24 protein-coding genes are annotated in these 26993 nt (G+C 46.5%); 11 read left to right on the top strand and 13 right to left on the bottom strand.

The features are described from left to right. Positions 1-35: 35 nt before the first annotated feature. Positions 36-1322 (top strand): hypothetical protein, encoded by a 1287-nt coding sequence (locus MIC7113_RS09475; RefSeq protein ID WP_015181949.1) that lies wholly within the window; start codon positions 36-38, stop codon positions 1320-1322. Positions 1323-1344: 22 nt separating this feature from the next. Here the strand turns inward: MIC7113_RS09475 and MIC7113_RS09480 are convergent, their stop codons facing one another. From MIC7113_RS09480 to MIC7113_RS09490, 3 genes are all read right to left on the bottom strand, one after another. Continuing rightward, complete coding sequence (locus MIC7113_RS09480) at positions 1345-1998, bottom strand: hypothetical protein (protein WP_015181950.1); 654 nt, start codon at positions 1996-1998, stop codon at positions 1345-1347. Between the two features lie 240 nt (positions 1999-2238). Continuing rightward, positions 2239-2769 (bottom strand): opioid growth factor receptor-related protein, encoded by a 531-nt coding sequence (locus tag MIC7113_RS09485; RefSeq protein ID WP_015181951.1) that lies wholly within the window; start codon positions 2767-2769, stop codon positions 2239-2241. A 93-nt stretch (positions 2770-2862) separates the two neighbouring features. Further along, positions 2863-3246 (bottom strand): hypothetical protein, encoded by a 384-nt coding sequence (locus MIC7113_RS09490; protein ID WP_015181952.1) that lies wholly within the window; start codon positions 3244-3246, stop codon positions 2863-2865. A gap of 432 nt (positions 3247-3678) precedes the next feature. Here MIC7113_RS09490 and MIC7113_RS09495 point away from each other — a divergent pair, with 432 nt between their 5' ends. Then, the gene (locus MIC7113_RS09495; protein ID WP_015181953.1) at positions 3679-4353 is read left to right on the top strand and encodes a M23 family metallopeptidase; all 675 of its coding nucleotides are present in this window, start codon (positions 3679-3681) and stop codon (positions 4351-4353) included. Between the two features lie 158 nt (positions 4354-4511). Then, positions 4512-5432: an N-acetylmuramoyl-L-alanine amidase gene (locus MIC7113_RS09500; RefSeq protein WP_015181954.1), complete on the top strand. Its 921-nt coding sequence runs from the start codon at positions 4512-4514 to the stop codon at positions 5430-5432. A 61-nt stretch (positions 5433-5493) separates the two neighbouring features. Here MIC7113_RS09500 and ftsH read toward each other — a convergent pair whose 3' ends face one another. Further along, the gene (gene ftsH / locus MIC7113_RS09505) at positions 5494-7446 is read right to left on the bottom strand and encodes an ATP-dependent zinc metalloprotease FtsH (protein WP_015181955.1); all 1953 of its coding nucleotides are present in this window, start codon (positions 7444-7446) and stop codon (positions 5494-5496) included. Between the two features lie 363 nt (positions 7447-7809). On the opposite strand from ftsH, the gene MIC7113_RS09510 reads away from it, so the two are divergent. Both MIC7113_RS09510 and MIC7113_RS09515 read left to right on the top strand, forming a co-directional pair. Further along, positions 7810-8355 (top strand): NADPH-dependent FMN reductase, encoded by a 546-nt coding sequence (locus MIC7113_RS09510; RefSeq protein ID WP_015181956.1) that lies wholly within the window; start codon positions 7810-7812, stop codon positions 8353-8355. A 383-nt stretch (positions 8356-8738) separates the two neighbouring features. Next, positions 8739-9008 (top strand): hypothetical protein, encoded by a 270-nt coding sequence (locus MIC7113_RS09515; RefSeq protein ID WP_015181957.1) that lies wholly within the window; start codon positions 8739-8741, stop codon positions 9006-9008. 253 nt (positions 9009-9261) lie between these two features. Here MIC7113_RS09515 and MIC7113_RS09520 read toward each other — a convergent pair whose 3' ends face one another. The 4 genes from MIC7113_RS09520 to MIC7113_RS09535 all read right to left on the bottom strand — a co-directional run bounded on the left by MIC7113_RS09520 (position 9262) and on the right by MIC7113_RS09535 (position 15512). Beyond that, entirely contained in the window at positions 9262-9900 is a 639-nt protein-coding gene (locus tag MIC7113_RS09520) for a hypothetical protein (RefSeq protein WP_015181958.1), read from the bottom strand. 47 nt (positions 9901-9947) lie between these two features. Beyond that, positions 9948-13751 carry a tetratricopeptide repeat protein gene (locus MIC7113_RS37540; protein WP_015181959.1) on the bottom strand — a complete coding sequence of 1268 codons (3804 nt, stop codon included), beginning with the start codon at positions 13749-13751 and terminating at the stop codon, positions 9948-9950. Then, positions 13711-14088 carry a hypothetical protein gene (locus MIC7113_RS09530; protein ID WP_015181960.1) on the bottom strand — a complete coding sequence of 126 codons (378 nt, stop codon included), beginning with the start codon at positions 14086-14088 and terminating at the stop codon, positions 13711-13713. The genes MIC7113_RS37540 and MIC7113_RS09530 overlap by 41 nt, the downstream gene beginning before the upstream one ends. 239 nt (positions 14089-14327) lie before the next feature. Further along, on the bottom strand, positions 14328-15512 hold the full coding sequence (locus tag MIC7113_RS09535; protein WP_015181961.1) for a ferrochelatase: 1185 nt from the start codon (positions 15510-15512) through the stop codon (positions 14328-14330). Positions 15513-16129: 617 nt separating this feature from the next. On the opposite strand from MIC7113_RS09535, the gene MIC7113_RS09540 reads away from it, so the two are divergent. Then, positions 16130-16384 (top strand): hypothetical protein, encoded by a 255-nt coding sequence (locus tag MIC7113_RS09540; protein ID WP_015181962.1) that lies wholly within the window; start codon positions 16130-16132, stop codon positions 16382-16384. 147 nt (positions 16385-16531) lie between these two features. Here MIC7113_RS09540 and MIC7113_RS09545 read toward each other — a convergent pair whose 3' ends face one another. Together MIC7113_RS09545 and MIC7113_RS09550 are read right to left on the bottom strand one after the other, a co-directional pair. Then, complete coding sequence (locus MIC7113_RS09545; RefSeq protein WP_015181963.1) at positions 16532-17497, bottom strand: SPFH domain-containing protein; 966 nt, start codon at positions 17495-17497, stop codon at positions 16532-16534. A 190-nt stretch (positions 17498-17687) separates the two neighbouring features. Then, a complete protein-coding gene (locus MIC7113_RS09550) occupies positions 17688-18125 on the bottom strand; it encodes an NfeD family protein (protein WP_015181964.1) in 438 nt (145 codons plus the stop codon). A 434-nt stretch (positions 18126-18559) separates the two neighbouring features. Here MIC7113_RS09550 and MIC7113_RS09555 point away from each other — a divergent pair, with 434 nt between their 5' ends. Next, entirely contained in the window at positions 18560-20575 is a 2016-nt protein-coding gene (locus tag MIC7113_RS09555; protein ID WP_015181966.1) for a PP2C family protein-serine/threonine phosphatase, read from the top strand. Positions 20576-20743: 168 nt separating this feature from the next. Further along, positions 20744-20965 carry a ferredoxin-thioredoxin reductase variable chain gene (locus tag MIC7113_RS09560; protein ID WP_015181967.1) on the top strand — a complete coding sequence of 74 codons (222 nt, stop codon included), beginning with the start codon at positions 20744-20746 and terminating at the stop codon, positions 20963-20965. 222 nt (positions 20966-21187) lie between these two features. Here the strand turns inward: MIC7113_RS09560 and MIC7113_RS09565 are convergent, their stop codons facing one another. From MIC7113_RS09565 to MIC7113_RS09575, 3 genes are all read right to left on the bottom strand, one after another. Continuing rightward, positions 21188-21472: a hypothetical protein gene (locus tag MIC7113_RS09565; RefSeq protein ID WP_015181968.1), complete on the bottom strand. Its 285-nt coding sequence runs from the start codon at positions 21470-21472 to the stop codon at positions 21188-21190. A gap of 45 nt (positions 21473-21517) precedes the next feature. After that, complete coding sequence (locus tag MIC7113_RS09570) at positions 21518-22309, bottom strand: YdcF family protein (protein WP_041779975.1); 792 nt, start codon at positions 22307-22309, stop codon at positions 21518-21520. A gap of 110 nt (positions 22310-22419) precedes the next feature. Then, the gene (locus MIC7113_RS09575; RefSeq protein WP_015181970.1) at positions 22420-22776 is read right to left on the bottom strand and encodes a hypothetical protein; all 357 of its coding nucleotides are present in this window, start codon (positions 22774-22776) and stop codon (positions 22420-22422) included. Positions 22777-22990: 214 nt separating this feature from the next. On the opposite strand from MIC7113_RS09575, the gene MIC7113_RS09580 reads away from it, so the two are divergent. From MIC7113_RS09580 to MIC7113_RS09590, 3 genes are all read left to right on the top strand, one after another. Then, positions 22991-24247 carry an FtsX-like permease family protein gene (locus MIC7113_RS09580; RefSeq protein ID WP_015181971.1) on the top strand — a complete coding sequence of 419 codons (1257 nt, stop codon included), beginning with the start codon at positions 22991-22993 and terminating at the stop codon, positions 24245-24247. A 179-nt stretch (positions 24248-24426) separates the two neighbouring features. Next, on the top strand, positions 24427-25536 hold the full coding sequence (locus MIC7113_RS09585) for a hypothetical protein (protein ID WP_041780640.1): 1110 nt from the start codon (positions 24427-24429) through the stop codon (positions 25534-25536). Positions 25537-25576: 40 nt separating this feature from the next. Beyond that, on the top strand, positions 25577-26968 hold the full coding sequence (locus MIC7113_RS09590) for a cytochrome P450 (protein WP_015181973.1): 1392 nt from the start codon (positions 25577-25579) through the stop codon (positions 26966-26968). The last annotated feature ends 25 nt before the right edge of the window (positions 26969-26993 follow it).

The following is a 26993-nucleotide window of genomic DNA, read 5'->3' on the forward strand; positions in this document are numbered from 1 at the left end:
AAAACAAAGTGGTTAACTACACCTAATTCCTAAAGATGCAAGCGGCAGACATTTTAATTCTCTCAAATGGCCCAGGTGAGGTGACAACCTGGGTGCGTCCTGTAGTCAAAGCATTACGCCAACAGTTAGGAGATGATCGATCGCAGATACGTATCTCTGTACTGCTGTCCCCTTGTCCCAATGCGACGGGGAAAGAAGCTGCGATCGCACAATCTTATCCTGAAGTAGACCGAGTTCAGAGTGCAGAACATTTCTTTCCTTTTTTGCTGTGGGGAACAACAGCCCAAAACTGGGACTGGCGTGACAAAGGTGTGGTTGTCTTCTTAGGCGGCGACCAATTTTTCCCTGTCGTTATTGGTAAGCGATTGGGTTACCGTACCGTTGTCTATGCTGAATGGGAAGCGCGATGGCATCGTTGGATCGATCGCTTCGGCGTCATGAAACCCGAAATGATGGCCCAAATTCCCCAGAAATATGCCGACAAGTTGGCTGTGGTGGGGGATTTAATGGCAGACGTAGGAGAAGAGAGGGAGAACAACCCTCAATCCCAAACCCCAACTCCCAATTCTCAACTCGAACTCATTGGACTACTGCCAGGGTCGAAATCGGCTAAACTAGCCCAAGGTGTGCCCCTAACATTAGCGATCGCCCAATCTATCCACGCACAACGTCCTCAAACTCGCTTTGTCATTCCTGTTGCCCCAACATTAGATTTTTCAACGCTTGCTCATTTTGCCAACCCACAACAAAATCCCCTGATTCAACAGTTGGGATGGGGTGAGGCTCAATTGATTGTTCCACATCCTGATACTCCAGATAAAGCATGGCTGGAAACACCCAGCGGTTTGTGTATCGAACTTTGGCGAAAGTTTCCCGCTCATGATTTATTGTCTCAGTGTCACCTATGTCTGACGACGGTGGGAGCGAATACGGCAGAGTTAGGTTCTTTAGCCGTACCCATGATTGTCTTACTTCCCACCCAACAACTCGATGCCATGCGTGCGTGGGATGGGTTGCCTGGAATTTTAGCTCGTTTGCCTGGAATTGGGTCTGGTTTAATTAGGATTATTAATTTAATAATGATTCAACAGATTTTGCGTCAAAAGCGGTTATTTTCATGGCCTAATATTTGGGCAAAGAAAGAGATTGTGCCGGAATTGTTTGGTAAGATTCAGCCTTGTGAAGTCGCACAACGAGTTGTTGATTATTTAGAGCATCCAGAACAGTTAGAGGAGATGCGATCGCGCCTTCGTAGCGTTCGGGGACAACCTGGAGCAGCACAAAAACTTGCTCAACTGGTGCAGCAGGAACTTTACCTGTAACGATTGTTTTCCCTACTACATCTTAATAGGTACCTTGTGAAGAATCAAAAAAATTATCAAGTTTACGTTTGATGAAATGCGCGTATTCCGGCGAACTAAAAGTTAATAATTCTTCTTGATAATCATTAGTGAAAATTGCTGTTAATTCATATCTATTTTCACTGATTTTTTCCTGTTCATTCTGAGAATTCAACTGAATTTTTTCTTTGACAATAAACTGGTTTATTTGGTTCGAGTAGAGTTGTTTTTCCCCTAGCCATTTTAGAGGAGAAAAACTTAGAGAAACACAGTTCTTAGTTCCTCTCAATGTTGTGGTATTAACTATAGAGCAAATACCGTAGTAAAACAGAAATAACCCTATTGTGAGAAAAAAAAGTACCAAAGGGATTGAAAATAGAAAACTACTTTGAGGAATTGTGGGAGCAATCAATTGCTTGAGAAACCAGGAAATTAGCAGGCTGTTCCAAATTACAGAAAAAGGGATCATCATGTAACCTGGTTGTCTGGGCCACTCTATAACACTGTTTTCTTTATTCTTGATTAGATAAGGTGGCATTATGTATTCAGTTACTTTAGACCAAGAATATCGAATGATGATTTCATCTTCGATTTCAACCACATCAAGACCTGGGGGAATCGGATCATTGGGTTCTTGTTCTTGATTGAAGTTGTTCATACTTCACACAGATAGAATTCATAACGGGGTATTTTATCTCAGATTTATTTTGAGATCACACTATTCAGGCTCATTCAACAAAAAATTAAATTAGCTCAACCAAGACCCGGAAGATAATTTTTGCTTCCACCTTAACCAGACACTGAATAAAAGAAGTAAGGTCTGGTAGGCATGGCTATGAAGATAATGTTGAGACTTCAATTCAAGTCATTAACTTAGAATTATTTGAGATAACCTGGGTTAATTAACCGCTCTTTGCCAGTAATGATAAGTCACATCACCAATGGTTTCACCCTCTTCTAAGTAGATTTGGTTTAAACAATTGAAAAAAGCCAGAGAATAGTTTTCTAATCCTAGTAGCCTCAAACTGGTTAAAATTCTTGTTATCCGAAGGTAATTATGATTTTCTGGATCAATCCAGTTGGATTTTCTTTGCGGATATTCAGCCGATTTGGTGATGTTGAGCGCCCTACCCTTAATTTCGTTGCATTGCAGCCCATAAAACTGGAGCATGACTTTGAATGAATGAAGCAAACGCATTCTTAGTTGCTCGTTTGTCCAAAAGGCGTGAACTACGTTGTCATCTACAACAGGTGCCCTCCAGTTAAATTGACTCGGTTCTTCTAAAGGAAAAAGCCATTGAATATAATCATGGGTATATTCAAGCTTTTGGTAATCCCACAACCATATTTCTTCTATCATCCGTCCTTTTGAGTCGGGAGATTGACCTTGATAAAATGACAGAATGTCTTCTGGCGTATTGTGAGACATAAATACCTTGTTCCTACAATCAGTGGATAGACGAAGGCATCGCCTGTTGAGCGCGTGACGCTAATCTTTTTTTCCCTCTGTTCGGACTAACCCCTAATTCGACTGCCCATCCCGACGCCCTAATTCATAAACCCCACAACCGATACAAGCTAAGATTCCCATACTAATCGCCCAACTGCGACCGAGACTGAGTTCAACACCCCAATTACACAAACCTCCCGCCATTAAAAACGGTACGATGCTGAAAATTGAGGCATACAAAGCATTTTGAGCTTCTCTACCCTGGCGAGTGTTTTCAACTTGCTTTGTTGAGGCGTAAAGGGAGGCTTGAGCAACAGTGAACCAGCGATTGAGTTGCTCTATCAACCATTGGCTTAAGGATGAGAAGCTTAAATACAGTGCCAGTGCCCACAAGGAGGCACCTGCAATTAACGTTGCATCCAGGGTGAACTTAAAGGGAAAAATATTAGTCAGCATGGGTAGAGCGAGGGTGGAGAGCAGGAAATTAACAACTATTCAGGCATCTTAACAAAACTACAGATTTGAAGAAATACCAAAAAGGTTTGAATTTTGGGTTATGGGGATTTTTTGGAACCCTCCGCTCTCTGGAGCGTCTTCCCTGAAGAAGCGTCTTCCTCATAACTCGTCAACCTCACAATTCGGAGCAAAAGGATGACAAGGCAGATTCTTAGAGATTAAGATCCTGCGAAGAATTAATTTGTGATGGTAAAAGCCTATCCAGTGAACGTCCACAACTCCCAAGAACAGTAGAGGCCGTTTCAAGTATTGCTTCGGGTGTCAGCTACTCCAGAAATCTGCCACAAACTCGGAATGTAAAGAATCGTTACTACATTCTGGCGTGAGAGTTACCCCACTGATTAATTCATCCAGCAGTAGAGAAGTAAACAAATGCAGCAAGTATCTAAGCCTTACCAGCGCCCAAACCACAAGAGAGCAAATCGACGCTGGCTACTTTTGGCTGTGCTGAGTCTTATCAGTGTGATTACACTAGGAGGGCTGTACAAACAGCAGGTGAGAGCCTCAGAAGTCCGAGCCATCCAGGTAGCGAGTATCAATTCCTGGCAAGGCGGTTCTTTTCCTGTGGAAAACTTTCAAGCTTACACCTCTGGTTTCGGCTACCGACGCTCTGCCACAGGAGGCTCAGGATGGGAATTGCATCGAGGCTTAGATATCGCCGCTCCGGAAGGAAGCTATATCCGCAGTTGGTGGACAGGTCAGGTGATTGAACTGTCTGATCATACCGCCTGCGGCACCTTAATTAAAATTCAATCCGGAGAGTGGACGCATGTCTACTGTCACATGAAAGGGCATGTTGAAACCGCCGGGGGTCGTCGTTATCTCATTGATCGTAGCGGTGGTCTGCAAATCTGGGAAGGTCAACAGGTGCCATCAGGAGCCAGAATTGGTCGAGTGGGAATGAGCGGTCGTACCACTGGCCCTCATCTGCATTGGGGGATGAAATATGCCAACCAATATGTAGACCCTGCCTTAGTTCTTCGGGCAATGTATAACCAGCAATCTAACACTGGTTCGGTGGCAAAATACAAAAATCAACGGGATTAATTTCACGGCTCGATTGAGGAAATATTGTCTCTGAATTGTGTACTATCCAGACTGTACACTCAAGTGTGTAAAGATTGTCAGAGAAACAGGTATTTTCTCCACTGAACTGAACTGAAGAACAACGCTTCAAAGCTTCTATAAATTCAACGGTAATTTCCATGAAATACGGAATAGATATTGGTCACAACTGTAATCCTGACATTGGAGCCAGAGGAATTCGGCAGGAAGATCACCTGACGATGGAAGTCGGAACTCGTGTTATCTCCAAGCTGAAATCCCTTGGTCATCAAGTGATTAATTGTAAGCCGAGTCGCGCTAGTAGTGTCGGAAATTCTCTCCAGCAGCGATGTAATATCGCGAACTTTAATCGAGTGGATGTTTTTGTCTCGATTCACTTTAACTCTTTTAATCGGCAAGCGAATGGAACGGAAATTTTCACAGGAAGTGATACGGGAAGACGGATTGCTCAACCTGTTTTAGACAATATTGTGAAGCTGGGTTTTTTCAATCGAGGGGTTAAAAGTGGTTTGCATTTGTATGTTGTTAAAAATACAAACATGCCAGCCATTCTGGTTGAGTGCTGTTTCTGCGATGCTCAACAGGATATGAATCGGTACAATCCTGATTCTCTATCCGATGCCATTGTCAGGGGGTTAACCGGACAAACCGCACCGAATCCGGATGAGGCTGAAAAGAAGACAATTTTAGAACTTCAAAAAGCCTTAAATCGATTAAAAATAAGAGACGACAACAGTAAGCCCTTAGTGGAAGATGGCATAATTGGTAATGCAACAAGATCGGCGACTAGAAACTTTCAACGGCTTGTAGGCATCACTGAAAATGGAATGGCTGGGCCTACTACATGGCAAGCTATTGAGCAAATATTAGCGAAGCCCGTTCTTAGAGCTAATCATGCGGCAGGCACCACGGTTAAATACCTGCAACACCAACTCAAAGTTGTGGTAGATGGGGTCTATGGCGTCGTGACAGCAACGGCTGTTCAGGTGTTTCAAAGACAGGAAGGCTTGACGGCGGATGGCATTGTTGGGCCAAAAACCTGGGATAAATTGTTTAGTTAAGACCATAGCAAGGAGCATGAAAAAAGGGGAAAGAAAATATCTTTCCCCTCTCCCTTGTTCATCATCCAGAAACTACCAGCTTTTCTCCATCCAATTGCTTGTTTTCATTCATGATTTGAACCAATTGATCGCCGTCAATTGTTTCTTTTTCAATTAACAGCTCAACTAAGTAGTCAATGACTACGCGATTTTCGCGGATGATTTGGCGAGCTTTATCGTGGCATTCTTTGACAATTTGCTCAACTTGTGAATCAATTTTGGCGGAAATCTTCTCAGAGTATTCCGATCGCGTGGACATCCAACCACCGAGAAAGACTTCGTTTCCTTGTTCTTCCAAGGATAGGGGGCCTAAATCGCTCATACCGAAGCGAGTCACCATCTGCCGTGCCAAGGAGGTCACCGTTTGCAAATCGCCACCTGCCCCAGTGGTAACCTCGGCGTCACCAAAGACTTCTTCTTCTGCCGCCCTACCACCTAAAGCGGCTGTGATGCGATCACGGATCTGAGAGCGAGACAATAAACCTTGTTCTTCATTGGGAGTAAACCAAGTGAGTCCACGGGCTTGTCCACGAGGAATCAGGGTAACCTTCTGTACAGGGTCATGGTTGGGCAAGAGGGTACCGATGACTGCATGTCCAACTTCATGGTAGGCAATCAAGCGCTTGCTCTTGCTATCCACCAGTGGGGTGCCTTCCATCCCTGCCACAACCCGGTCAATGGCATCATTAATCTCTAGCATCGTCACCGCCTCTTTACGGCGTCGGGCGGTGAGAATCGCGGCTTCGTTGAGCAAATTAGCTAAGTCAGCACCGGTGAATCCGGGGGTACGCCGTGCGATCGCCTCCAGGGAAACGTCAGGGTCGATTTTTTTGTTGCGGGCGTGGACTTCCAGGATACCCAGCCTTCCTTTCAGGTCGGGGGCATCCACAATGACTTGGCGATCAAAGCGTCCAGGGCGCAACAAGGCGGCATCAAGAACATCCGGTCGGTTGGTCGCGGCGATGATGATAATCCCTGTATTTCCCTCAAAGCCGTCCATTTCCGTCAACAACTGGTTGAGGGTTTGCTCTCTCTCATCGTTACCACCCCCAATCCCGGCACCCCGCTGTCTACCGACTGCATCAATTTCATCAATAAAAATCAGGCAGGGGGCGTTTTCTTTGGCTTTCTTGAACAAGTCGCGGACGCGAGAAGCCCCCACACCCACGAACATTTCGACAAATTCACTCCCCGAAATGCTAAAGAAAGGAACTCCCGCTTCTCCGGCTATCGCTTTTGCCAAGAGGGTTTTTCCTGTACCTGGAGGCCCCACCAGCAGCACTCCCTTGGGAATTTTTGCCCCCACAGCCGTGAAGCGTTCAGGTTGTTTGAGGAAAGTCACGACCTCTTGCAGTTCTTCCTTCGCTTCTTCAATGCCGGCGACATCATTGAACATCACGCCGGTTTTGGCTTCCATCTGGAACCTCGCCCTCGATTTTCCGAAGTTCAAGGCTTGACCTGAACTGCTACTAGAGCGACGCAGGATGATCATTAACCCTGCTAGTAACAATAAGAGTAAAAACAAGTTGGCAACAAGTCCTAGGGCTGCTGAGTTATCGGTCGTGGCCTCAACATCCAGCTCAACTTTTTTTTCACGGAGTTTTTCAATCAATTCTGGATTTTGATCGAGTAGATCCACTTCTAAGGGGGGGTCAGTCTTTTTTTGCCCCATCAGCCTGACTTTTGCCGTCCTTGTCCCTGGGTCAAGTTGGACTCGCGTGACTTCGTCTTGGTCAATTTTCTCCAATAATTCCCCATATTTAAGTGATTTTTTTTCTGTTTGCTGTGCTTGGGCTGGGGTGCCTAACACAACTCCTTGAATCAGGAGTACACTAGCCGCAAGACGCCAGAAGTTGACGGTCGCGGCCTTTTGCTTGTGGTTTGTCGAAACACACTCGCGTGTCCCCTGTTTATGAGCCGAACTTTTTGCTGGTTTCTTTCCCATCCATGCCCTTATCCAGGAACTGTCTTTCATCACAATTTCCTTGCGCGTCTTGCCTTAACTCAACTCCTGTGTAAACCGCGTTACCTTTCAGTTGAAGTCTCTTTCCAATTTCTAGTTTAACTTTCTCAATTCTCGCCGTATCTGCCCAGGGTTGACTGATCTTCACAGTTGTACAGAGTCTGTGCGGGTTACTATAAGCTCTGTTTGACGAGGTTGAGCTAAATTCGTTATATTAAACGTAGTCGAAATGACTTCATCTTAGGGTTTGAAGCTTTGAGGTGTATCCCCTACTCCCTAAATTTATATTTATCTCTATAGTGAGAAGAATTTAGCAGACTTATTGACTAGATTAAGCCGATTATTTTAGATGTTTGAGTAGAGAGTGTTAGTAACATGGTGAAGATTGTGGGAATTGCTGGTAGTTTGCGACCTGACGCTACGAGTTATCTTGCGCTAACTCTAGCAATCCAGCGCGTGCAAGCGTTAGGAGCCTCTACCGAAATACTTGACCTACGCCAGATGCAACTCCCGTTTTGTACGGGCGGCAATGATTATCCAGGCTATCCAGATGTGATGCGATTACGGGAAACCGTTCAGGAAGCGGATGCTTTGATTCTGGCGTCTCCAGAATATCACGGTAGCATCAGTGGTGTTTTGAAAAATGCCCTGGATTTGATGAGTTTTGATCACATGTCGGGCAAAGTCACGGGTTTGATTAGTGTATTGGGCGGTCAGCATAATAGTAATGCCCTGAATGACTTACGGGTGATCATGCGTTGGGTACATGCCTGGGTGATTCCAGAGCAAATTGCCATTGGTCAATCCTGGAAAGCGTTTGGTGAAGATGGCAAAATTTTGGACGAAAAACTCTCGCAGCGCTTCGATCAGTTTGCTCAAAGTTTAGTCGAAAATACCCGCAAACTTCGAGAGATTCCCTAACTTCAGTCTGTCAAAGATTAATTGTCAAGAGTTCATGGTTTTAGGGGCGAGGGCAATGCCTTGCCCCTCCTAAATGTCAGATTTCTATGACAATTACGTCCGTGTGTATTGGTATCTTAGAGAAGTATTAAGGGTCTGCGCGATCGCTTAAGTGTTAATGAAATTTTCTAATTCTTTGATGATTGCATCTATCTTAAGAAATGGTTTTTCCCAAACACCGATTTTTAACCGCCAGTGTAGGTAGATCGATTGAAATTGGAATGCCCAATTTCTGAGCAATTTTTGCCAAATTATAATCTTATCACATTTTTAATTAATAATCATTGCTTGACCTTGACACGGTTACTGAATTATGCTTTTTGAGACCAGTCGTAACACTACTCATGAATACCATGTTGAATATTGGCGACTACGCACTTCACAAAACAACTGGCAAAATCGGGCAGGTTGTTGCCTACGGACATGAGATGATTGACAACGCTTATTTAGCAACACTCAAAGTCGAGGTGGTTGATGATGCAAAAATGAACAAGAAAACGTTTGTAGAAGATGTGACAAGTAACTGGATGCCAGTCCAGTCAGTAGAAATCTCTGAACACGAGATTTCGCACAAGGTTCGTGACAAATCGAGCAATATGCTGACAAGGGTTTAAGTGACCTTTAAAGCTAATTTAAGGAATAAACTCCTGTCCTAAAAACTGAGTGATTGGTATAAAAAGGACGGGTATATCGCGGAGGTTCACGGTTGTTTTACGGATGTAATCACTTCAAGTGAGTCCCTACTTGGATGATATCGTTCCAGAGAATTGGGGAATTTTTAGATTTTGTCCGTAGCATCTAAATGGGGAAGTAAATCTGTAGGGACTCACTCAAATTACAGGCTTGGCTTTTGCACCAAAATAAATTTCATACCTCTGTCATTACCTGCCCAAGGCGTTTGAGAATCTGCAAAATATTGTAGAGTTGGTTGTGACGCTGATAGAGAGAGAACTCATCGGACAGGTCATATTGTGGCTCTCTAGATTGAACCAACTTAATAAAGATAAAATGACTGCCATTTGTGACTAATCCAAAAATGGGACGTTCTGGATTAGGGTTAGCCATCATGTAGGCTAAAGCTTGCGGTAACGCTACATCTGTCGAGAAGGTTGTACGCTTTGACTCAATGACGAGAACCCAGAACTGTTCCTGTATAACTAGGGCATCAATACGTCCCCGCAAGATTTCATCCCGATCTTCAATGGCTATCTCAACACCTGTTTCTGTGCGAAACCTGAAGGGAGGGTCATAGAATCCAGCTAAATCCAAGAGTTTAGCCAACACCACCATTTTGACAGCACCTTCTGCTAAGGGGCCATCTGATCTCTGATAAAAGTATTGTTGTTTAATCCCATCGAGAGCTTGCTTTTCTAAGTCAGTGAGTTGGCTTAGACCATTGAACCATTCAGTGAAGAATTGGTCATTGTCACTACGCCTGAGATTGAACCTGCCTTGTAGCTGGTTAAGAGTGGTGATGTTCTTCTCAATCGCAATAGTCTGAGCCATAAAAGCGTCTGCTGGAGATTACTGGTAATACTACTATGCGATCGCTTTTACGAGATGTCGTCTCTCATCTGTTGTACTCTGGCGATAATTTGCCTCACTGTCTCAGCGCCAGGTGATTGGAGACGCTGCAATATCTCCAACGATTGCTGCAAATAATTCAATCCGGTGTTAAAGTCGCCTTTCTCGTCGGCTAACAACTGCCCTAGCATGGCTAATGTCGCTGCCTTGCCTTGGGCATTACCGATACGTTCAGTGATTTCCAACGATTGCTGATAAAGTGCGATCGCCTCTTCGATTTCTCCTGTGTTGGCTTTGAGTCTCGCCAGTTGGTGCAACGTCGCTGCCTTGGTTTGGGCATTACCGATACGTTCAGTGATTTCCAACGATTGCTGATAAAGTGCGATCGCCTCTTCGATTTGTCCAGTGTTGGCTTTGAGACTCGCCAGACAGTGCAACGTCGCTGCCTTGCCTTGGGCATTACCGATACGTTCAGTGATTTCCAACGATTGCTGATAAAGTGCGATCGCCTCTTCGATTTCTCCTGTGTTGGCTTTGAGTCTCGCCAGTTGGTGCAACGTCGCTGCCTTGGTTTGGGCATTACCGATACGTTCAGTGATTTCCAACGATTGCTGATAAAGTGCGATCGCTTGTTCGATTTCTCCCGTGTTGGCTTTGAGACTCGCCAGTTGGTGCAACGTCGCTGCCTTGCCTTGGGCATTACCGATACCTTCTTCGATATCCAACGATTGCTGATAAAGTGCGATCGCCTCTTCGATTTCTCCCGTGTTGGCTTTGAGTATCGCCAGACAGTGCAACGTCGCTGCCTTGCCTTGGGCATCACCGATACGTTCTTTGATTTCCAACGATTGCTGATAAAGTGCGATCGCCTCTTCGATTTCTCCCGTGTTGGCTTTGAGTATCGCCAGTTGGTGCAACGTCGCTGCCTTGCCTTGGGCATTACCGATACCTTCTTCGATATCCAACGATTGCTGATAAAGTGCGATCGCCTCTTCGATTTCTCCCGTGTTGGCTTTGAGTATCGCCAGACAGTGCAACGTCGCTGCCTTGCCTTGGGCATCACCGATACGTTCTTTGATTTCCAACGATTGCTGATAAAGTGCGATCGCCTCTTCGATTTCTCCAGAGTTGGCTTTGAGTATCGCCAGATTGTGAATAATGGCTGACTTCTCTTTTTCGTCGTCTTGAGGGCAGCTATCTAGGGCTTGTTGATAATGGGTTTGTGCTTGACTCACCTCACCCAATTCTTTCTCAGATCGAGCCAACCCATGCAGCACTCGGTAATCTTCAGCGATTTCTAGAGTGGCTTGGCACAACTCAACGGCTTCCCGAAATCGGCTTTGATTAACCCATCGCCATGCGAGAGTATCTGCTATTTCTACAGCAATCGTTTCCACCTTCCCCCGCAACGCCAAGCGATGAATTTCTAGCCGTTGTTCCTCGGTTGAAGTTTCTGCCTCCTCCCACCAGAGACGATACAGCACCTCAGCCGCTTGCTGATGCAACCTCTCCCCCAACCCCTCTCCTGCAAGGAGAGGGGAGAAAGAGGAATCTGACTCCCCCTTCCCTCGTAGGGAAGGGGGTTGGGGGGTTAGGTTTTTCTCCAAAATGCGCGGCACTCGTAGCGACTGATCAGGACTTACTTCCAACAATCCCAACGCCACTGCCCGATTAATCTGCCGTTCGAGATTAGGAGTTTCTTCACAAACTGCGGCTATTGCCTCCCTCGGTACTGGCAACTCAAACACCAATCCCCGCCGTAATATCTCCTCTAGCGTTGGATCGATCTGTTCCAGCAGCGCTTTTGCCAAAACTTTCTCCCGCAACTCCACTGGATTCGTTTCCAAACCCTGTAAAATCTCCGCCACTGTTTTCTTTTCCCCCTGTTGAGAACCCCCCCAACCCCCCTTATCAAGGGGGGAGAAATCTCTGGCTTCCCCCTTATCAAGGGGGGAGAAATCTCTGGCTTCCCCCTTATCAAGGGGGACGGGAGGGGGTTCTAAATTCAGCAGCACCTTATCCAACCATTCCAATAACCGAGGATTCCCATCCGCCAATCTGGTTGCTTGAGACTGTAACGCCTCATCCACCTGAGATTTCGCATCAAAGGCAGAGAGACGACTACACTTTTTTCGCAAATCCGCCCCCCGCAATCCCTCCATTGGTTGCTTGTAGAAATCCTGCAACAGGGTGGACTCAAAATCGTAACGGCAGGTAAGGATTAAACGGTGAGGCGCGGAAGTATCCTCAATAGCCCAGACTAACGCCTCCAATACCCTTGCCGCTTCCGGTTGCAGCACATACCCACCATCGCGAGGTTCCAGATTCGCTTCAAAATCATCCAGCACCAGCAAAAAGGGCTTTGCCGCCCCGTCTTCCAACTGCCGAAACACCCGCCGCAGGCGAAACTTCAACTCCTCCTTGTCATCCTGTAACGCTTCCCGCAGTTCCCGACTATCCAACGCCGCCGCTAACTTATTTACCAGACTGGGTTCATCGACTCTCCCCACCCAGACAATCCGCTCAAATTCCGGGAGTCTGTCGCACAACCTTGCGGCTAAACTACTCTTACCCAAACCCCCCATGCCATGAATCAACACCCCCACTCCTTCTATGTTCCCCCCTTGATAAGGGGGGCTAGGGGGGTTCTTCAATGCCCGCAAGCAATTTTGCAACTGACGGCGACGCCCGATAAAACTGCCACGAGTCGGGACTTTTACCTTACCAGCCGGATCTAAAAACCGTTCGGCAACTGAAGGCTTGGGTGCAGGTTTCCGTCCAAGAGTCAGCAACGGCGTCACCAACCCCCCCGGTAACGTTTCCGCCACGTACAACCGCAACAAATGCCAATCCCTGGCTTTATTCTCAATCAACTTCTGGTACGTCAGGGCAACTGCCTCCGTCACCGACTTCCCCGCCGCCAACCCTTTATACAATGCTGCTGCTGCCGCCCTCGCATCCGTATCTAAAACCGGCTGTCCCCAACCCAAAACCAAATTTGCTCCAGCTTGCAGCAACTCCTCTGCCATCGACGGCACCGCCCCCGCATCGCCAGCTTGCCCCGTGCGACACCCAGAGAGGAAAATCAGTTTGGGTAATTGGAATTGCAGTTCGGTAGCAATATCCCTCGCACTGGCAAGGTACAGTTCCCCGGTTTCCGTCTCGGTATAAAATCTTGCTCCCTCCTCCGTAATCGTCGCATGACCCGTCAGGTGCAAGATATCAAAAAACCCCTTCCCCCGATCCTCAGCTAAATAGCCCAACTCGGTCAAGCAGCCACTTTCTTCCACCGTCAGCGATAAAGGTTTCCGCGCCGTCGCTTCCAGGATTAGTGCCTCCTCCCGTTCAAACTCCAGCACGGGTTCCACCCCTAACGGAGAGGTTGCCATAAACAAAACATTCAGCGCCCGATTTTCCGGTTTCGCCTCTACGGACAATTTTTTCCCGGTATCCGATGCTACCCACCGCACGGGAACTACCCCAGGCAATCTCTCCAGCAAAAAGCCCTTGCCATCATGCAGCAACTCCCAAGGCAAGTGAGCGAGTTTTTCCGCCGCTTTAATCGCTAAAACAATCCCTTCCCGCCAATATCGGTCAATTGCTTGTTGGAGAAGGCGATCGCTGCCATCTAACCAGTTATACAGTTTTCGCCCAGTTATGGTATAGTTAACAGCCAAGCGAACGTAGTAGTCTTGTTCTGCTAACTGAATCAGGTCTGCGATTTCCCCCAGAGGAAGCGATCGCTTCTCGTACTGGTTGGGATTGTCCCAGAAATAACGCAGCTCTACGTAATTATCCGCGACGGGCTTGAGGTCGAGGTGGAGCGTCTTCACGTTTACGGCTCCACTGGTCGTCTAGAATTTGCTTGATTTGCTCAAGTGTGGCATTCTCCAGCAGCAATCGCCTACCGTTGCGCCCCTGAATCAGTACCTTCTCAATCTTTTTACCAGACTTGCCTTGTTTATATTCCTTGTACCACTTGCGAATTTGTTCAGCGATCGCAACTGTGCCCCCAACAATGGCGACAATAGTACCAATTGTGATTAGAGTACCCTCTTTCCCTGCTCCGCCCTCAGTTTCCCAACTTCCTGATAACCCAGAAATTGAGAAGAGTTCTTCTGTTGCCTCAACGGCGTCTTGTCCTTGTATCTCGAATTGAATATCTGCCATTGCTTTGTAAATTCACCAATACAGCAAAATTGTAGCTGCTCAGATGATTGAAGCTTGGGCTGAGATAGGTATCTCATCTGCAAGGCTTAAAGCCAAGCGGAGTTACTTGGATTTACCTCAATAACTGGCAAAATTAAACAAAAACGTTGAACCTTATTCTAGCCAACTCACTGAAACGACTAGCTATAAGATTCAACGCCTTTCAAATTATTGAAAATTAGCCTTAATCGGCTATGTTCTTAATGATCATGGGAATGAGCTGAATGGCTATGCCCCTCATGATGGTGATGGTGTTCATGATCATGATGATGGTGGTGAGATGCCTGCACCGCCGCCAACTGGGGATTAACAGCCAGTGAGGTTTCTGCCAAAAGCGCCTCAATCTGAGGATTTGCCCACTCTGCCGCCATCCTTAAAAAGTCAGGATTATCGTTAACGCAGGGCATCTCAACGTAGGTAACGTGAGGACTTGTGCGTTTTAGATTATGGACGATGTGATGCACATCCAATATCGTTTCATGATTTTCTGTGGCAAAGCCAATCGGCATCATCACAAGGGCAGTAGCACCCAAACCAATCAGGTTCTTAGCGGCTAACTCCACATTTGGCTGAGTCCATTCGATTAAGGGGGTTTGATGGTTGAGCCAACCCACTGAAATCAGAGGATACTTGTAAATCAGTTTTTCCCGGACTCGCTCATAAAGTGCCTCACTTTCTAAGATGCCAGAGGTAAAGCCTTTTGCCTTATGAGGGCAACCGTGATTCATCAACACAATACCCGTTTGGGAAGGCAAGTGGGCGACGGCTAAATCTTTAGCAATTTTCTCCTCAACCATTCGGGCGAGTAAGTCAATGTAGTCTGGTTCGTTGTAAAAAGAAGGGATGTAACGCTGTCCTTTAACCCAGTGTTCGCCGCCATCCGTCAACTGAGTCAGAGCTCGGTTAACTTGTTCAACCGCAATACCGCTAGTGAAGATAGAATCGACGACTAATAGGGGATAGATTAGCAGCTTGTCGAAGCCTTGGGCTTTAATATCCGCTAAAACCTGTTCAGCTAGGAAAGGGGCACAGAAGTTATAAACTTTGAAGACTTGGACTCGTTCGCCCCATTTTTCCTGCAAGTGCTTCTCAATCCCTGCCCGTTGCTGTTCAAAGATTTTATTATGGGGAGAGATAAAATTATCGTGTGTGTGTCCCCACTCGTGCAAGTCGAACATTGCCAGAAGTTTCGCCAGTGACGGGTAAACCCAAGTGGGGACAGGGGCAAATTTGGCAGTGAGTAAGTTTAAAGCTTGTTCGTTGTAGTTGGCGAAATCTTCGTAGCTTTCGACTTCGCCATAGCCCATGAGTAAGACAGCAACTCGATCATTACCGCCCGTGCGAGGGGATGTTATTTGTTGAGGTTTTTCAGGAGTGGCAACCACGTCACGTACCTATCCAATAGATTCGAGTTCAATGGCTAGGGTGCGTCAGCATTGTTGTCAGAGGCACCCTGGCTATCTCTTAGGTTAGCATCCCCTCTGGGGGGATGGGTAAGGATTTATATCTAAAGAAATTCTAATGAAGGGAGCTGAAACCTTCCAAGACGTTTTGAGCGCCGATTCGTTCGCCAGAAGTAAACACCAGCCATTTTTGTTGGATTCTACTTACTTTTTATTTGAGAACCTATTGACCCCATCTAAAGTACGAACAGTTACGGCTGTTCGACTGGTAGGGAATCGCCGTTCTTTTAGGACGGCGAGGATGTCAAATTATTAGCTATTGCTTTGATGCGACACAGCTATTTCCGTGTAAGAGCGCGTCTTTATCTTCCAGTTTCCATCGCCTATCGCACTTTCTTAACTAAATAAGAGATTAAGGGCGATCGCTCCCTCTTAATCCCCTGTTCTGTTGCATCTTTGAAGGCTTTATCCGTTTAAAAAATGGGCATATATCACAAAAAGACAAGAATGTAAATCTACACAGATCTGTGAGGATTTTCAAAACTCTGATAACTCCTTAAAGTGAATATCACTGCTTATGAGAAATCAGAAAAACCCAAATGGTTACAAACTTTTTGACCGATGCAAATCAACCCGACTCATCATCCGTTCAAGTTCGCACTTCCACCGATCCAAAGTCCGGGCGAGAATATGTCAAAGTGATCGTCGTTGGTTCACTCAAAGGAGTGGGTAAAATCATTCACACCCTGTATCGCCTTGGTTTTGCCGAAGTAACAGAGTGGAGTGTACCCACACCAACGAAAACTCCTGGAGAAGTGATGAGTGTAATGAGGCGGTGTGTTCTTTTGGATTAAACTCTTTGCAAAAATCAACGCCTAGCAAGAATCAAAGCCTCTCTCCTTGTAGGAGAGAGGTTTGGAGAGAGGTCAGAGTGTCCCGCCTCCACCCAAAAATCGCTATAAGGGTAGCAAATGTAGCACTATTTAACGTAATTGATCCAACTAAACATTGCCATTCCCGTTATCACCAACAATCGAACGAATACCCTCAATCGTTGCCGGAATACTACGAGCATCCATAAACATCACCTTGCTGCTATCGCTACTACCAATCTTCATCCCCATCTCTAAATAATTCTGAGCCAATAAGAACTGAAGCGCTTCATGAGCACCAGAATCACCCTTCATCGCCTTGGTAACAATTTGCAGCGCCTCAGCCGTCGCTTGTGCTCGCAGCACTGCCTGCTGGCGTTCTGCCTGGGCTTTAAGCACGATCGCCTTTTGTTGACCCTCTGCCTCCAAAATCGCTGCCTTTTGACGCGCTTGAGCATCCAATTCTAGGGCTTCCGCTTTACCTCTAGCCGAGTTCACCGCAGATTCCCGTTCCCCCTCCGAAGTCAGAATTGCCGCCCGTTTGCGCCGTTCTGCCGACATCTGCAACTCCATCGAGTCTTGTACCGCTTTAGAAGGAACAATATCACGCAGTTCAACTCGCGTCACTTTGACACCCCAAGGGTCAGTCGCAATGTCCAATTCCCGCAACAGAATTTCATTGATTTCTGCCCTAGCGGTAAAGGTTTGATCGAGCTCCATTTGACCCATTTCTGCCCGAATCTGAGTTAACACCAGGTTCTGCATCGCTAAGCGGAGATTTTCTACCTTGTAATAGGCTTTCTCCATATCCATAATTCGCCAGTAGACGACCGCATCAACACTGATAGAAACGTTGTCGCGGGTGATACATTGCTGGGGTGGAACATCCAATACTTTTTCCCGAATCGTCTCTTGGTAAACCACTCGATCCAGAACAGGAACAAGAAAATTAATACCAGGTTCTAGTTTCTTACCGCTATATTTCCCCAAACGTTCAACTAAGGCGGCGTTGCCTTGATTGACAATCTTCACAGAACTGGCAAGACCGGAAGCGCCAAGAACCATGAAAATTATAAAACCGAACAAACTTTCCATTTCAAGTCTCCTAAGAGTTTTGTGTAATATTCCACAGCCTGCGCTGGATAAACGTTGCGAAATCGATGTGTAGGCTAAAGGTTAGAACTCCAGATGTCCGTGTGATGTTTTCAGGAAAGCAAGGAATCGCATCATCGCGGTGTCCTCCTATGAACTCCGGCTTGGGCAATCACCCATCCAATCACTCGGCTTAGGAATGCAACAAGTTTCGTGGCACAACAATTAGGGTGTTGCCTTCCCGGCGGACGACGTAGACGGATTGGTTGGGCGCGATCGCTTCCACGCCATCTTCACAACGTGCCATCCAAGAGTTTCCTTCGTACAGTACCCGCCCAGTTTGCCCTGCTGGGATTTCTGTCAAGGTTTGGGCATCCTTCGCATCCAATGTTTTAGACGCCCTCGCATGGGGCAAGAAGCGACGGGATACAAATACCAGCGCCGTCGAAAGCAAGAGCCATACGACAACTTGTAAGGGGAACGCCGTCGGTAACACCCACGCCACGATCGCCACTAAAAAGGCGCTCAGCCCCATCATGAAGGCGACGAAAGCCGTTGGCACAAACAGTTCCACAGAACAAAGCATCGCTCCTGCCAGTAGCCAGAGCAGTGAAGGACTTAGCAATGGCATATTCACATCCGGTATCGCCAGCGTTTATATCGGTAGATCCAAGAGTGGATCGATCAATTCCAGTTTTTGTTGGCATCAGTATCTGTGCCCATTGACAAGTCTGCCATGTTTAGATATGTTTCTGGACACAAAAACAAGGTTTGTATTGATTCTTTTAGTTTCTTTTTAAAGCAATGAAGCAACATGGGGGAAAATGCAAAAATTCGCCCACCTAGCTCCAATTTATCGTAGCGAACTCGTTGTTGACCGAACCAGAAGTGAGGTTGTCAGGATCGGGGCATCGAGAGAAGATAAGGAGTTGGGACTCGCTATCTCGGCTTCCAGTGAAGTGAATACTTGAACCCAGTAGCGATCGCTTTTTTCTTAACACTCTGACGACCTTCTTGACCCGCAATTAACCTAATGGTTGTTTCTAAGCCGTTTTAATAAATATTATGAGCAGTTCCAAGCCGCTGATGAATCGCTATCTTTGGGCAGTTGGTGCAACTGCCATGCAGATTCCTGCTGGAGAATTCGTTAAAGACCGATATGAGGTCGTTGCACCACAAATTTGGCGAGATACGCAGCCGGAACTGCTACCAGAGATGCCCACTCAACTGAGTGGCGATATCCTCACATACCTGCGCTTGTATCCCCACCGTCTCCACGTTCCTGAGGTGTATGGCGTGTGCCAGTTGGGAGAGTCGGTGGTCACCTTGCTAGAAAATGTCCCAATTAATCCGAGCGGAGAGCTATATCCCTCCATCAAGTCGATGTGGACACAGGTGCCAGCCGTTCGTCAGGTTTATTGGCTCTGGCAGCTTCTAGAACTGTGGACACCCTTACAGGAAATGGGTGTGGCTTCCAGTCTTTTAGTTCCCGATAATCTGCGGGTTGAGGGGTGGCGACTGCGGCTACGGGAATTCTATGTTGATAGTACAGCCTCTGTTGTTGACGAGCCTGAGCGAGAAGCCTTGGTGGCATCCACTACAGGAGGTGGAACAAGTTCCTCAGACGGATTAGAAAGCGAGAAAATTCCTGGCGTCAGTTCCACCCTGCAAAGGCGCACCCAGAAAGCCAGTCTCCAACAACTGGGAGAGTTGTGGGCATCTTTATGTTCTAAGGCTGCAATGTCTGTGGCGTCTCGCTTGCAAGCGCTTGCCCAACAGTTACAAGGCGAGGAACCTTCGTTAACAGCCATCTCCACTAGGCTGAATAAGCTATTGCTAGAACAAGCCGCTAGACAACCTCTGCGCCTTAAAATTGCGGGTGCGACCGATATAGGTTCTGTGCAAAGGCACAACGAAGATAGCTGCTATCCCACAATGGCAGACTTACCGACAGACCTCAGCCTCCCCCGTGATTCCTTAATTCCTCATCTATCCATTATTTGTGATGGCATTGGTGGACATGAAGGGGGGGAAGTCGCCAGCCAATTGGCGGTGCAGTCGATTAAACTCCAAGTGCGGGCACTCTTGTCTGAGTTGGCAGATGACCCGGAACTGATGACGCCGGAACTGGTGAGTCAGCAGCTAGCTGCTATTATCCGAGTCGCGAATAACTTGATTGCCTCTCGTAATGATGAACAAGAACGAGAGTCCCGGCGTCGCATGGCAACCACTCTAACCCTGGCGCTGCAACTGCCACAGATTATGAAGATGGCGGATGGTCAGGGCAATGCTCACGAACTCTATATTGCCAGTGTTGGGGATAGCCGTGCTTATTGGCTGACTCCTCGCTACTGCCAACGGCTAACGGTGGATGATGATGTGGCAACACGGGAAGTCCGGCTGGGTCGCAGTCTGTACCGTAAGGCGTTGCAGCGCCCTGATGCTGGGGCACTCACTCAAGCGGTGGGAACAAAAGATGCTGAGTTACTACGTCCAACCGTACAACGGTTCATTTTAGAAGAAGATGGCTTACTGTTGTTATGTTCAGACGGCTTAAGTGACAACAACTTGCTTGAACAATTTTGTGCTGACTACCCACGAGATGTTTTTAGTGGCAAGCTTTCTTTAGAAGCGGCTGTTCAGGCGTTAGTTGACCTCGCTAATCAAAAGAATGGTCAAGATAACATTTCGGTTGTCCTCACCTACTGTGCTGTTTCTCCCCAATATCCGGTGGTGCTGAATCTGGGAGAACTCCCCGTCGGCACCAAGGATTACACCTTCACTCTGGACACAGACTTTTCTGGATTACGTCAGGATTATGAGTCGGATGAACCTGAAATCACAGAGGAAACCGAACCTGTTGCCCAAAGCTCAAAAGGGGAATGGTTTAAGGTGATTCTTGGCATGGTGGGGGTATTACTGGTACTATTTTCAGCGGGTGCAGCCTTATTGACGGCTCAGTGGCTAATTAATCCCGATGGTTTCCAGAAGATGCGCCAGCGTATGTTCCAAACTGATCGTATTAAGATTTCTCCGTCTTCCTCTGTTCCGGCACAACCTCCCGAACAGGGAGAAAGCTAGAAGGAGACTAGGCAGGGTATGGTATCTAACAAAGAAGAGTAAATAAAACTCCGGTCAGGATTAGTTGAGTCGGGTCTGTGGAAAGAACGCTGCTGTGCAAGAATAGAAAGGTTGTCTGGGCAAGTTCCGGCTTAATTCAGGCTATTTGAGAGAACACGAGCTTCATCTATGAAAGTTGGCGATCGCGTCCGTATTAACAAATCTGTCATTGTTTACCACCATCCTTCTCACAAAAACGAGCCTTTTGATGTTAAAGGGCTAGAAGGGGACGTGCTTGGGATTGTTGTTGAGTGGCAAGGCAGACCTGTGAGCGCTAACCTGCCTGTGTTAGTTCAATTCGATAAAAAATTCCGCGCTCACTTTCGGGAGGATGAGGTGGAAATTATTTAGCAATTCCTTGAGCCTCTCCTCCTCATAGAGGAGGTTCGATACCTCCTCTTTCAAAAATTATTATTTTTAGGACTTACGCACGAACGCCATCTGTCGAGGCAATGCGTAAATTATGATGTTGACAAATAAGATATTTAATGATATACAGCTAAAGAAAAATCAACCAGAGTCTAATCCTACTGTTGTGGCTGCAACTTCGGCTGTAGGGAGTACGAAAGCCCATTAAGACTTGCGGCGGCAGAACCAACCAAACAGGTTGATGTCTCCTTGCATTTTTTGCAACTCTTGCTTGTGGCTTTCAGCAGTGGCGCGATACCACTCACAGTAGCGTTCTTGCTCCTGCCGATATAGCGCTTCCCGGTGAAACTCATGAGCGAGTTGGTAAGTGGCAAAGATATCAGCCGATGGGGGAGGCGCTGGGACAATGAATTGGAATTTTTCTGGCATTCCTGAATAAGAGTAAATGAAGGTCGGTGAAACAATTGGCAATTTTCTGTTTGTTTCCACCACCTTCCTCCATAGTATTTATTTTTTAATTTTCAGCTTTTTCAATCACAGCCAGCCTCGGAGGCGATAAACAGCCATTCCGATGTATTCCTTAAGCGCACGAGTCGTTCTGTCGAGGCGCTCTGTATCCGGCATCAGGCTCAGCACAATGGCTTGAGGGCTACTGTTCGGCTCCTCTATCTCTTGTTCACTGACCAAGAAATCAGTAGGAGCAGGGATAGCGTCAATCCCCTGACGTTGAAAAATGCGGAGCGATCGCGGCATGTGCATCGCCGATGTTACCAATAAGATGCGGCGGATACCTCGCTCCTGCATAATTTTCTTCACATTGACAGCATTTTGGTAAGTATTGAGGGATGTGGGATCTTGCAAAATAGCAGAGGACGGAACACCCACCGTTTTTAGGAGTTGAGCCATATCTGCCGACTCGGATGGCCCACCACCCCGCCACGCCACACGACCCCCGGAGGAAATGACAATCGGAGCCTTCCCTTCACGGTAGAGTTGTCCACCGTAGAGGACGCGATCGCCGGCTTCACTCAAATCAACTCCGGGACGTGGGGGAAAAGCCGACTTGGTCGCACCCCCTAAAATCACAATAGCATCAGCCGTCGGTAATGTTTTCGGTGGGAGATGCTGCCACTCTAAGGATTGCACCAAGCCATGCGCGACCCAATTATTGCTGGCTAACAATAACACCATCAAAGCCAAAGAAATGGGAAACGGCACCCAACGGGAGCGTCGCCACCACATCACCAACGCCACAACCATGAGTATGCAAGCGAGTCCCAAGGGATACAAGAACAACGGCAGCAGCTTGGAGAGGAATAAAAACATGCTAAATAGGTCTAAGGGCTAGAACCACGAAGACGGAGTCCGGTAATATTTTTTCCTTTGTCATTAAACGCGGCAGATGCGGATTCCGGCGAGACTTGTAGGGGAGGATTTCACCGTCTCAAAAAGCCGCCAAACGTTACCAGGGGTCTTTGGGTACGCTTCCGAGAGCGATTATCTCTCCGTTGTTTGGCTAAACGTAGCCCACTGACTCTGGGCTGTTCCTCTAGTTCTAAATCCTCTTCTTCCTCTGATTCCACCACTCTGGGGCCTTCCGAGCTTTTCCACCAACCCATTGCCCAACCCCCGGCGATACCTCCAGCAAAGCCCAGTAAGATACTTAAGGGCACTGGGTATCCCAGAAAGAAAAAGCAGAACAGAAAAAACAACCAAAGTCTTAAACCCGTTCCAGTGGAAAATCCTGTGAACAGACCGGGCTTTGATTTGTCATTACCTTTTTTGTCACTCATCACGAGTCAGCCAGTGAAGGGGATTGATTACCAAGTTTTACACTTTCAAACCGAAAGTTTTGCGGCATCAAAACAATTTTATAAGAACGAGGCGGGAAAACCCTAGCGGCTGTGGTATGACAGTTAACATCGTGCGATCGCTAATACCCCCGTCTGGGCAGCTTTCACCTAGCAAGGTTTACCCTAAAAGATAAATATTCTACAAGCTAGACCGATGGTTTCCCTTGCCCGTAAGAACCTGCTCGAAGACATTCCTCGCTTCCTGGTGGCTCAAGCCGGAATCATGTTTGCCGTCAGCTTAGTGACCCTGCAAACGGGTATTTTCAACGGATTTACTCGCTCTACGGGGCAGCTAATTCACAATGCCGACGCTGATATTTGGGTGGCCTCAGAGAGTCAAGTTCAAATTGAACTAACCTTGCCACTGCCCCTTTCCCATGTCCTTCAAGCTCGACAGGTAGCAGGTGTAGAGTTAGCGGAAGCCCTGATTTTTAGTGGTGCGATGTGGCGTCGTTCCGAGAGCGAAATTGGACTCGTCAAAGTCGTTGGATTTGACCCCAATGGGCAATTGTTTACACCCATGAACCTGAAAAAAGGAAGTGTCAGGGCCCTGACAGAGCCTTATACCGCGATTATCGATCAGACAACCCTCGACTCTCTGGATGTTAAAGGAGTGGGTGAAGTCGCTAATGTCAACTCCATACCCACGCGAGTCGTTGGCTTAACCCAAGGCAACCGCGCGATTGTATCTAATCCTTTTCTATTCACCTCTTTAAAGAGTGCTAACGTTTATATCACGTCAGGTCAAAAATCTGATTTATCTTGCCAATTACCATCGGGTTCGCAGGAATTAGTTTGTACCAACACCTCTATACGTCCCTCTCAAGATGGGGCACCGATTCCGCCTCCTCCTGTACCCGATAAATTAGTCGCCTCTGATTTGATTACATATATCTTGATTAAAGCCAAACCAGGAGAAGATTTACAGGCACTGAAGAAAAAACTAGAAGCGGCTTTGCCCAACACCCGCGCCTACACTCGTAAGGAATTTATCCTCAAAAATCAAGACTACTGGCAGCAGCGAACCGGAGTCGGTTTTATTTTAGGTCTGGGTGCCGTTGTGGGTATTATTGTTGGCGTGATTATTGTTGGTCAAATTCTTTATTCTTCTGTTTCTGACCATCTTAAAGAGTTTGGCACACTTAAGGCGATGGGGGCTTCGGATTGGACAGTCTATGGTGTGATTGTTGAACAAGCCATTTGGATGGCTGTTACGGGTTATATTCCCAGTGTGGCACTGTGCTATGGCGTAGCCACTTGGGCTTATTTTACCGAGGGCATCCTAATTTTAATCACACCCGTCTCTGCGATCGCCGTTTTTGGCATAACCATCGCCATGTGTGTTGGTTCAGCCATCTTTGCGATTCAAAAAGTTACCCGACTCGATCCGGCAATGGTATTTAAGGCATAATCCCAATTCCCATTTATGTAAAGCTGCATAAGTTACCTGCACTCAGAGATAGGCAAGAGCAAGTAAAAGCTAAACATAACCAGGTCATGTCTTCACGATATGTTACTATCGATGAATTTTTTCATGATTTAACTGGGATTAGCCGAAAATACGGTTGGATCAGAAAAGCCAAAAAACCTATGCAGAAACTCTCTCGGATTTTATTCGCTATAACTCTAACCTTAAGCATCTTGGGTTTTCCCACTCAAGCTTTTGCTAAAACTAAAATTCAAATGGCCATCCTTTTAGACTCTAGTAATAGTATGGATGGACTGATTGACCAGACTCGGACTCAACTTTGGCAAATTGTTAATTATTTAACTCAAGTCAGCAAAGATGGCGAAGTCCCCGAATTAGAAGTAGCTCTCTACCATTATGGCAACGATAATTTACCCTCCTCCGAAGGGTTTGTTAGGCTCTTAACAGGATTTACTCCTGAATTAGATTTAGTTTCCGAAAAGCTCTTTAGTATCCGAACGAACGGTGGTCAAGAATATGCGGGTTGGGCAATGCGCTCAGCTATGCGAGAATTAAACTGGAGTAAAGACAAGGAAGATTTTCGCGTTATTTTTATTGCCGGTAATGAACCCTTCGATCAAGGCCCGATACCTTGGAGAGAATCCGTTGCTCTTGCGGTTAAGGGAAATACTTTCGTTAATACTATCTACTGTGGTTCAGCAGAAAGTCAGGAACGACAACTTTGGGCTGAAGGCGCTTCTTTAGCACAAGGAAGTCACTTCAATATTAACCAAAACGAAAAAGTTGAATTTATTAAGTCTCCTTATGATGAGCAAATAGCAGCTTGGAATGCCAAACTCAATCAAACCTATATTCCCTATGGGGCACAAGGAGAAGTAGGACAACAACGTCAGGTCATTGAAGATAGTAACTCTGGCGTCAATTTGGCGACACGGGGTGGTTCCAAGGCTTCGAGATATTATAACAATGCTTCTTGGGACTTGATTGATGCTATCAATGAGGGAAGAGTTACCCTTGAGCAATTACCTAATGAGGCTTTGCCATTAGCTATGCAGGGTATGACTTTAGCTCAAAAACAAGAATATGTAGCGGCAAAGAAAGCTGAAAGAGAGACTATTCAAAAAATGATTCGTGATTTATCTCAAAAGCGGAGCGAATATGTGGAAAAACAGCGCCTTTTGAGTGCCAATAGTGGCAAGAATACTCTTGATTCCGTCATCATTCAAAGTCTGAGCCAACAATTAGCGGCTAAAGGATTTAAAGTTCGGTAGTTCCAGTTAAGTTATAGGGATAGCTCAGCGGGGGAATTTTATGTTGAGTCCATTACCGAATCGCATTACCAGCCCATCTTGGTGGCAACTGCTCAATTGGATCGCTGATCCACTCGGATTTCAGGACAGATACAGCCGAAAGTACGGAGACATCTTTACGATGCGGCTTTCGGGACTCGGCTCTTATGTAGTCGTTGGTAATCCGCAAGCCATTCAGGAGATTTTCAGCCTTGATTCCAAGTTTGATGTAGGTCGTGCCAATGAACTCGCCAAACCACTAATTGGGCAAAATTCTGTAATGTTAATGGACGGCAATCGTCATCGACGAGAACGAAAATTATTAATGCCTCCGTTTCATGGGGAAAGACTACAGACTTATGCCCAACAAATCTGCCTGATTACTGAACAGGTGGCGAACCAGTGGCAAGTCGGTCAGCCTTTTGTGGCTCGGACTGCTATGCAGAAAGTTAGCTTAGAGGTAATTTTACAAATCGTCTTTGGCTTGAGCGAAGGGGAACGTTATCAACAACTGAAACCCTTACTGACAGATTGGATCAATATGACCGATTCTCCCCTACGTTCCAGTATGCTATTTTTGCGATTTTTACAACAAGATTGGGGAGCGTGGACTCCTTGGGGGCGGATGAAACAGCGACAACGCCACATTCATGACTTGCTCCAAGCAGAAATTGAGGAGAGAAGAACTAAGGAAAACGAGGGGCGTACCGATATTTTGAGCCTAATGATGGCAGCGCGGGATGAAAATGGGCAAGCGATGAGCGACTCCGAATTAAGAGATGAACTGTTAACCATTTTATTTGCTGGGCATGAAACCACTGCAACAACACTTGCTTGGGCTTTCTATCAGATTCATCAACATCCAGATGTCCTGGAAAAATTGCTACACGAACTGGACAGTTTGGGGGAAAATTCCAACCCGATGGAAATTGCTAAACTTCCCTACTTAACAGCCGTTTGTCAAGAAATACTGCGGATGTATCCAGTCCTTCCGGTAATTTTTCCACGCATCACCAAATCACCGATGAAAATTGCAGGATACGAGTTTGATGCTGAGACGACTTTCATGCCAAGTATTTATCTCGTGCATTATCGGGAAGACTTGTATCCTAATGCTCAAGAATTTCTTCCAGAACGTTTTCTTGAGCGCCAGTACTCCTCTTGTGAATATCTTCCGTTTGGTGGTGGAATCCGACGCTGTTTGGGATATCCCTTAGCTCAGTTAGAAATGAAACTAGTCCTCGCCACGATTTTATCAAAGTATCAACTGACCTTAGCCGAGGATAAACCTGTTAAGCTGCAACGTCGTGGGTTTACTCTTGCTCCCACAGGTGGGGTGAAGATGGTGATGAATGGAAAACGAGAAAAAAAGCTATCTGGTTACCAACTCTCAGACATTAGTGTCAAAAGTTAGAATGTTTGTCACTGACCCAAGGGAA

Source organism: Allocoleopsis franciscana PCC 7113 (assembly GCF_000317515.1).
Classification (GTDB): Bacteria; Cyanobacteriota; Cyanobacteriia; order Cyanobacteriales; family Coleofasciculaceae; genus Allocoleopsis; species Allocoleopsis franciscana.

What these genes read in the sequence shown, in the direction of transcription:
- MIC7113_RS09515 (WP_015181957.1), top strand. Translation starts at nt 8,739, where the DNA reads ATGAATACCATGTTGAATATTGGCGACTACGCACTTCACAAAACAACT.
- MIC7113_RS09550 (WP_015181964.1), bottom strand. Translation starts at nt 18,125, where the DNA reads ATGCCATTGCTAAGTCCTTCACTGCTCTGGCTACTGGCAGGAGCGATG.
- MIC7113_RS09570 (WP_041779975.1), bottom strand. Translation starts at nt 22,309, where the DNA reads ATGTTTTTATTCCTCTCCAAGCTGCTGCCGTTGTTCTTGTATCCCTTG.
- MIC7113_RS09540 (WP_015181962.1), top strand. Translation starts at nt 16,130, where the DNA reads ATGGTTACAAACTTTTTGACCGATGCAAATCAACCCGACTCATCATCC.
- MIC7113_RS09530 (WP_015181960.1), bottom strand. Translation starts at nt 14,088, where the DNA reads ATGGCAGATATTCAATTCGAGATACAAGGACAAGACGCCGTTGAGGCA.
- MIC7113_RS09590 (WP_015181973.1), top strand. Translation starts at nt 25,577, where the DNA reads ATGTTGAGTCCATTACCGAATCGCATTACCAGCCCATCTTGGTGGCAA.
- MIC7113_RS09545 (WP_015181963.1), bottom strand. Translation starts at nt 17,497, where the DNA reads ATGGAAAGTTTGTTCGGTTTTATAATTTTCATGGTTCTTGGCGCTTCC.
- MIC7113_RS09575 (WP_015181970.1), bottom strand. Translation starts at nt 22,776, where the DNA reads ATGAGTGACAAAAAAGGTAATGACAAATCAAAGCCCGGTCTGTTCACA.
- MIC7113_RS09495 (WP_015181953.1), top strand. Translation starts at nt 3,679, where the DNA reads ATGCAGCAAGTATCTAAGCCTTACCAGCGCCCAAACCACAAGAGAGCA.
- MIC7113_RS09560 (WP_015181967.1), top strand. Translation starts at nt 20,744, where the DNA reads ATGAAAGTTGGCGATCGCGTCCGTATTAACAAATCTGTCATTGTTTAC.
- MIC7113_RS09520 (WP_015181958.1), bottom strand. Translation starts at nt 9,900, where the DNA reads ATGGCTCAGACTATTGCGATTGAGAAGAACATCACCACTCTTAACCAG.
- MIC7113_RS09510 (WP_015181956.1), top strand. Translation starts at nt 7,810, where the DNA reads ATGGTGAAGATTGTGGGAATTGCTGGTAGTTTGCGACCTGACGCTACG.
- MIC7113_RS09555 (WP_015181966.1), top strand. Translation starts at nt 18,560, where the DNA reads ATGAGCAGTTCCAAGCCGCTGATGAATCGCTATCTTTGGGCAGTTGGT.
- MIC7113_RS09585 (WP_041780640.1), top strand. Translation starts at nt 24,427, where the DNA reads ATGCAGAAACTCTCTCGGATTTTATTCGCTATAACTCTAACCTTAAGC.
- MIC7113_RS09490 (WP_015181952.1), bottom strand. Translation starts at nt 3,246, where the DNA reads ATGCTGACTAATATTTTTCCCTTTAAGTTCACCCTGGATGCAACGTTA.
- MIC7113_RS09580 (WP_015181971.1), top strand. Translation starts at nt 22,991, where the DNA reads ATGGTTTCCCTTGCCCGTAAGAACCTGCTCGAAGACATTCCTCGCTTC.
- MIC7113_RS09480 (WP_015181950.1), bottom strand. Translation starts at nt 1,998, where the DNA reads ATGAACAACTTCAATCAAGAACAAGAACCCAATGATCCGATTCCCCCA.
- MIC7113_RS09475 (WP_015181949.1), top strand. Translation starts at nt 36, where the DNA reads ATGCAAGCGGCAGACATTTTAATTCTCTCAAATGGCCCAGGTGAGGTG.
- ftsH (WP_015181955.1), bottom strand. Translation starts at nt 7,446, where the DNA reads ATGAAAGACAGTTCCTGGATAAGGGCATGGATGGGAAAGAAACCAGCA.
- MIC7113_RS09485 (WP_015181951.1), bottom strand. Translation starts at nt 2,769, where the DNA reads ATGTCTCACAATACGCCAGAAGACATTCTGTCATTTTATCAAGGTCAA.
- MIC7113_RS09500 (WP_015181954.1), top strand. Translation starts at nt 4,512, where the DNA reads ATGAAATACGGAATAGATATTGGTCACAACTGTAATCCTGACATTGGA.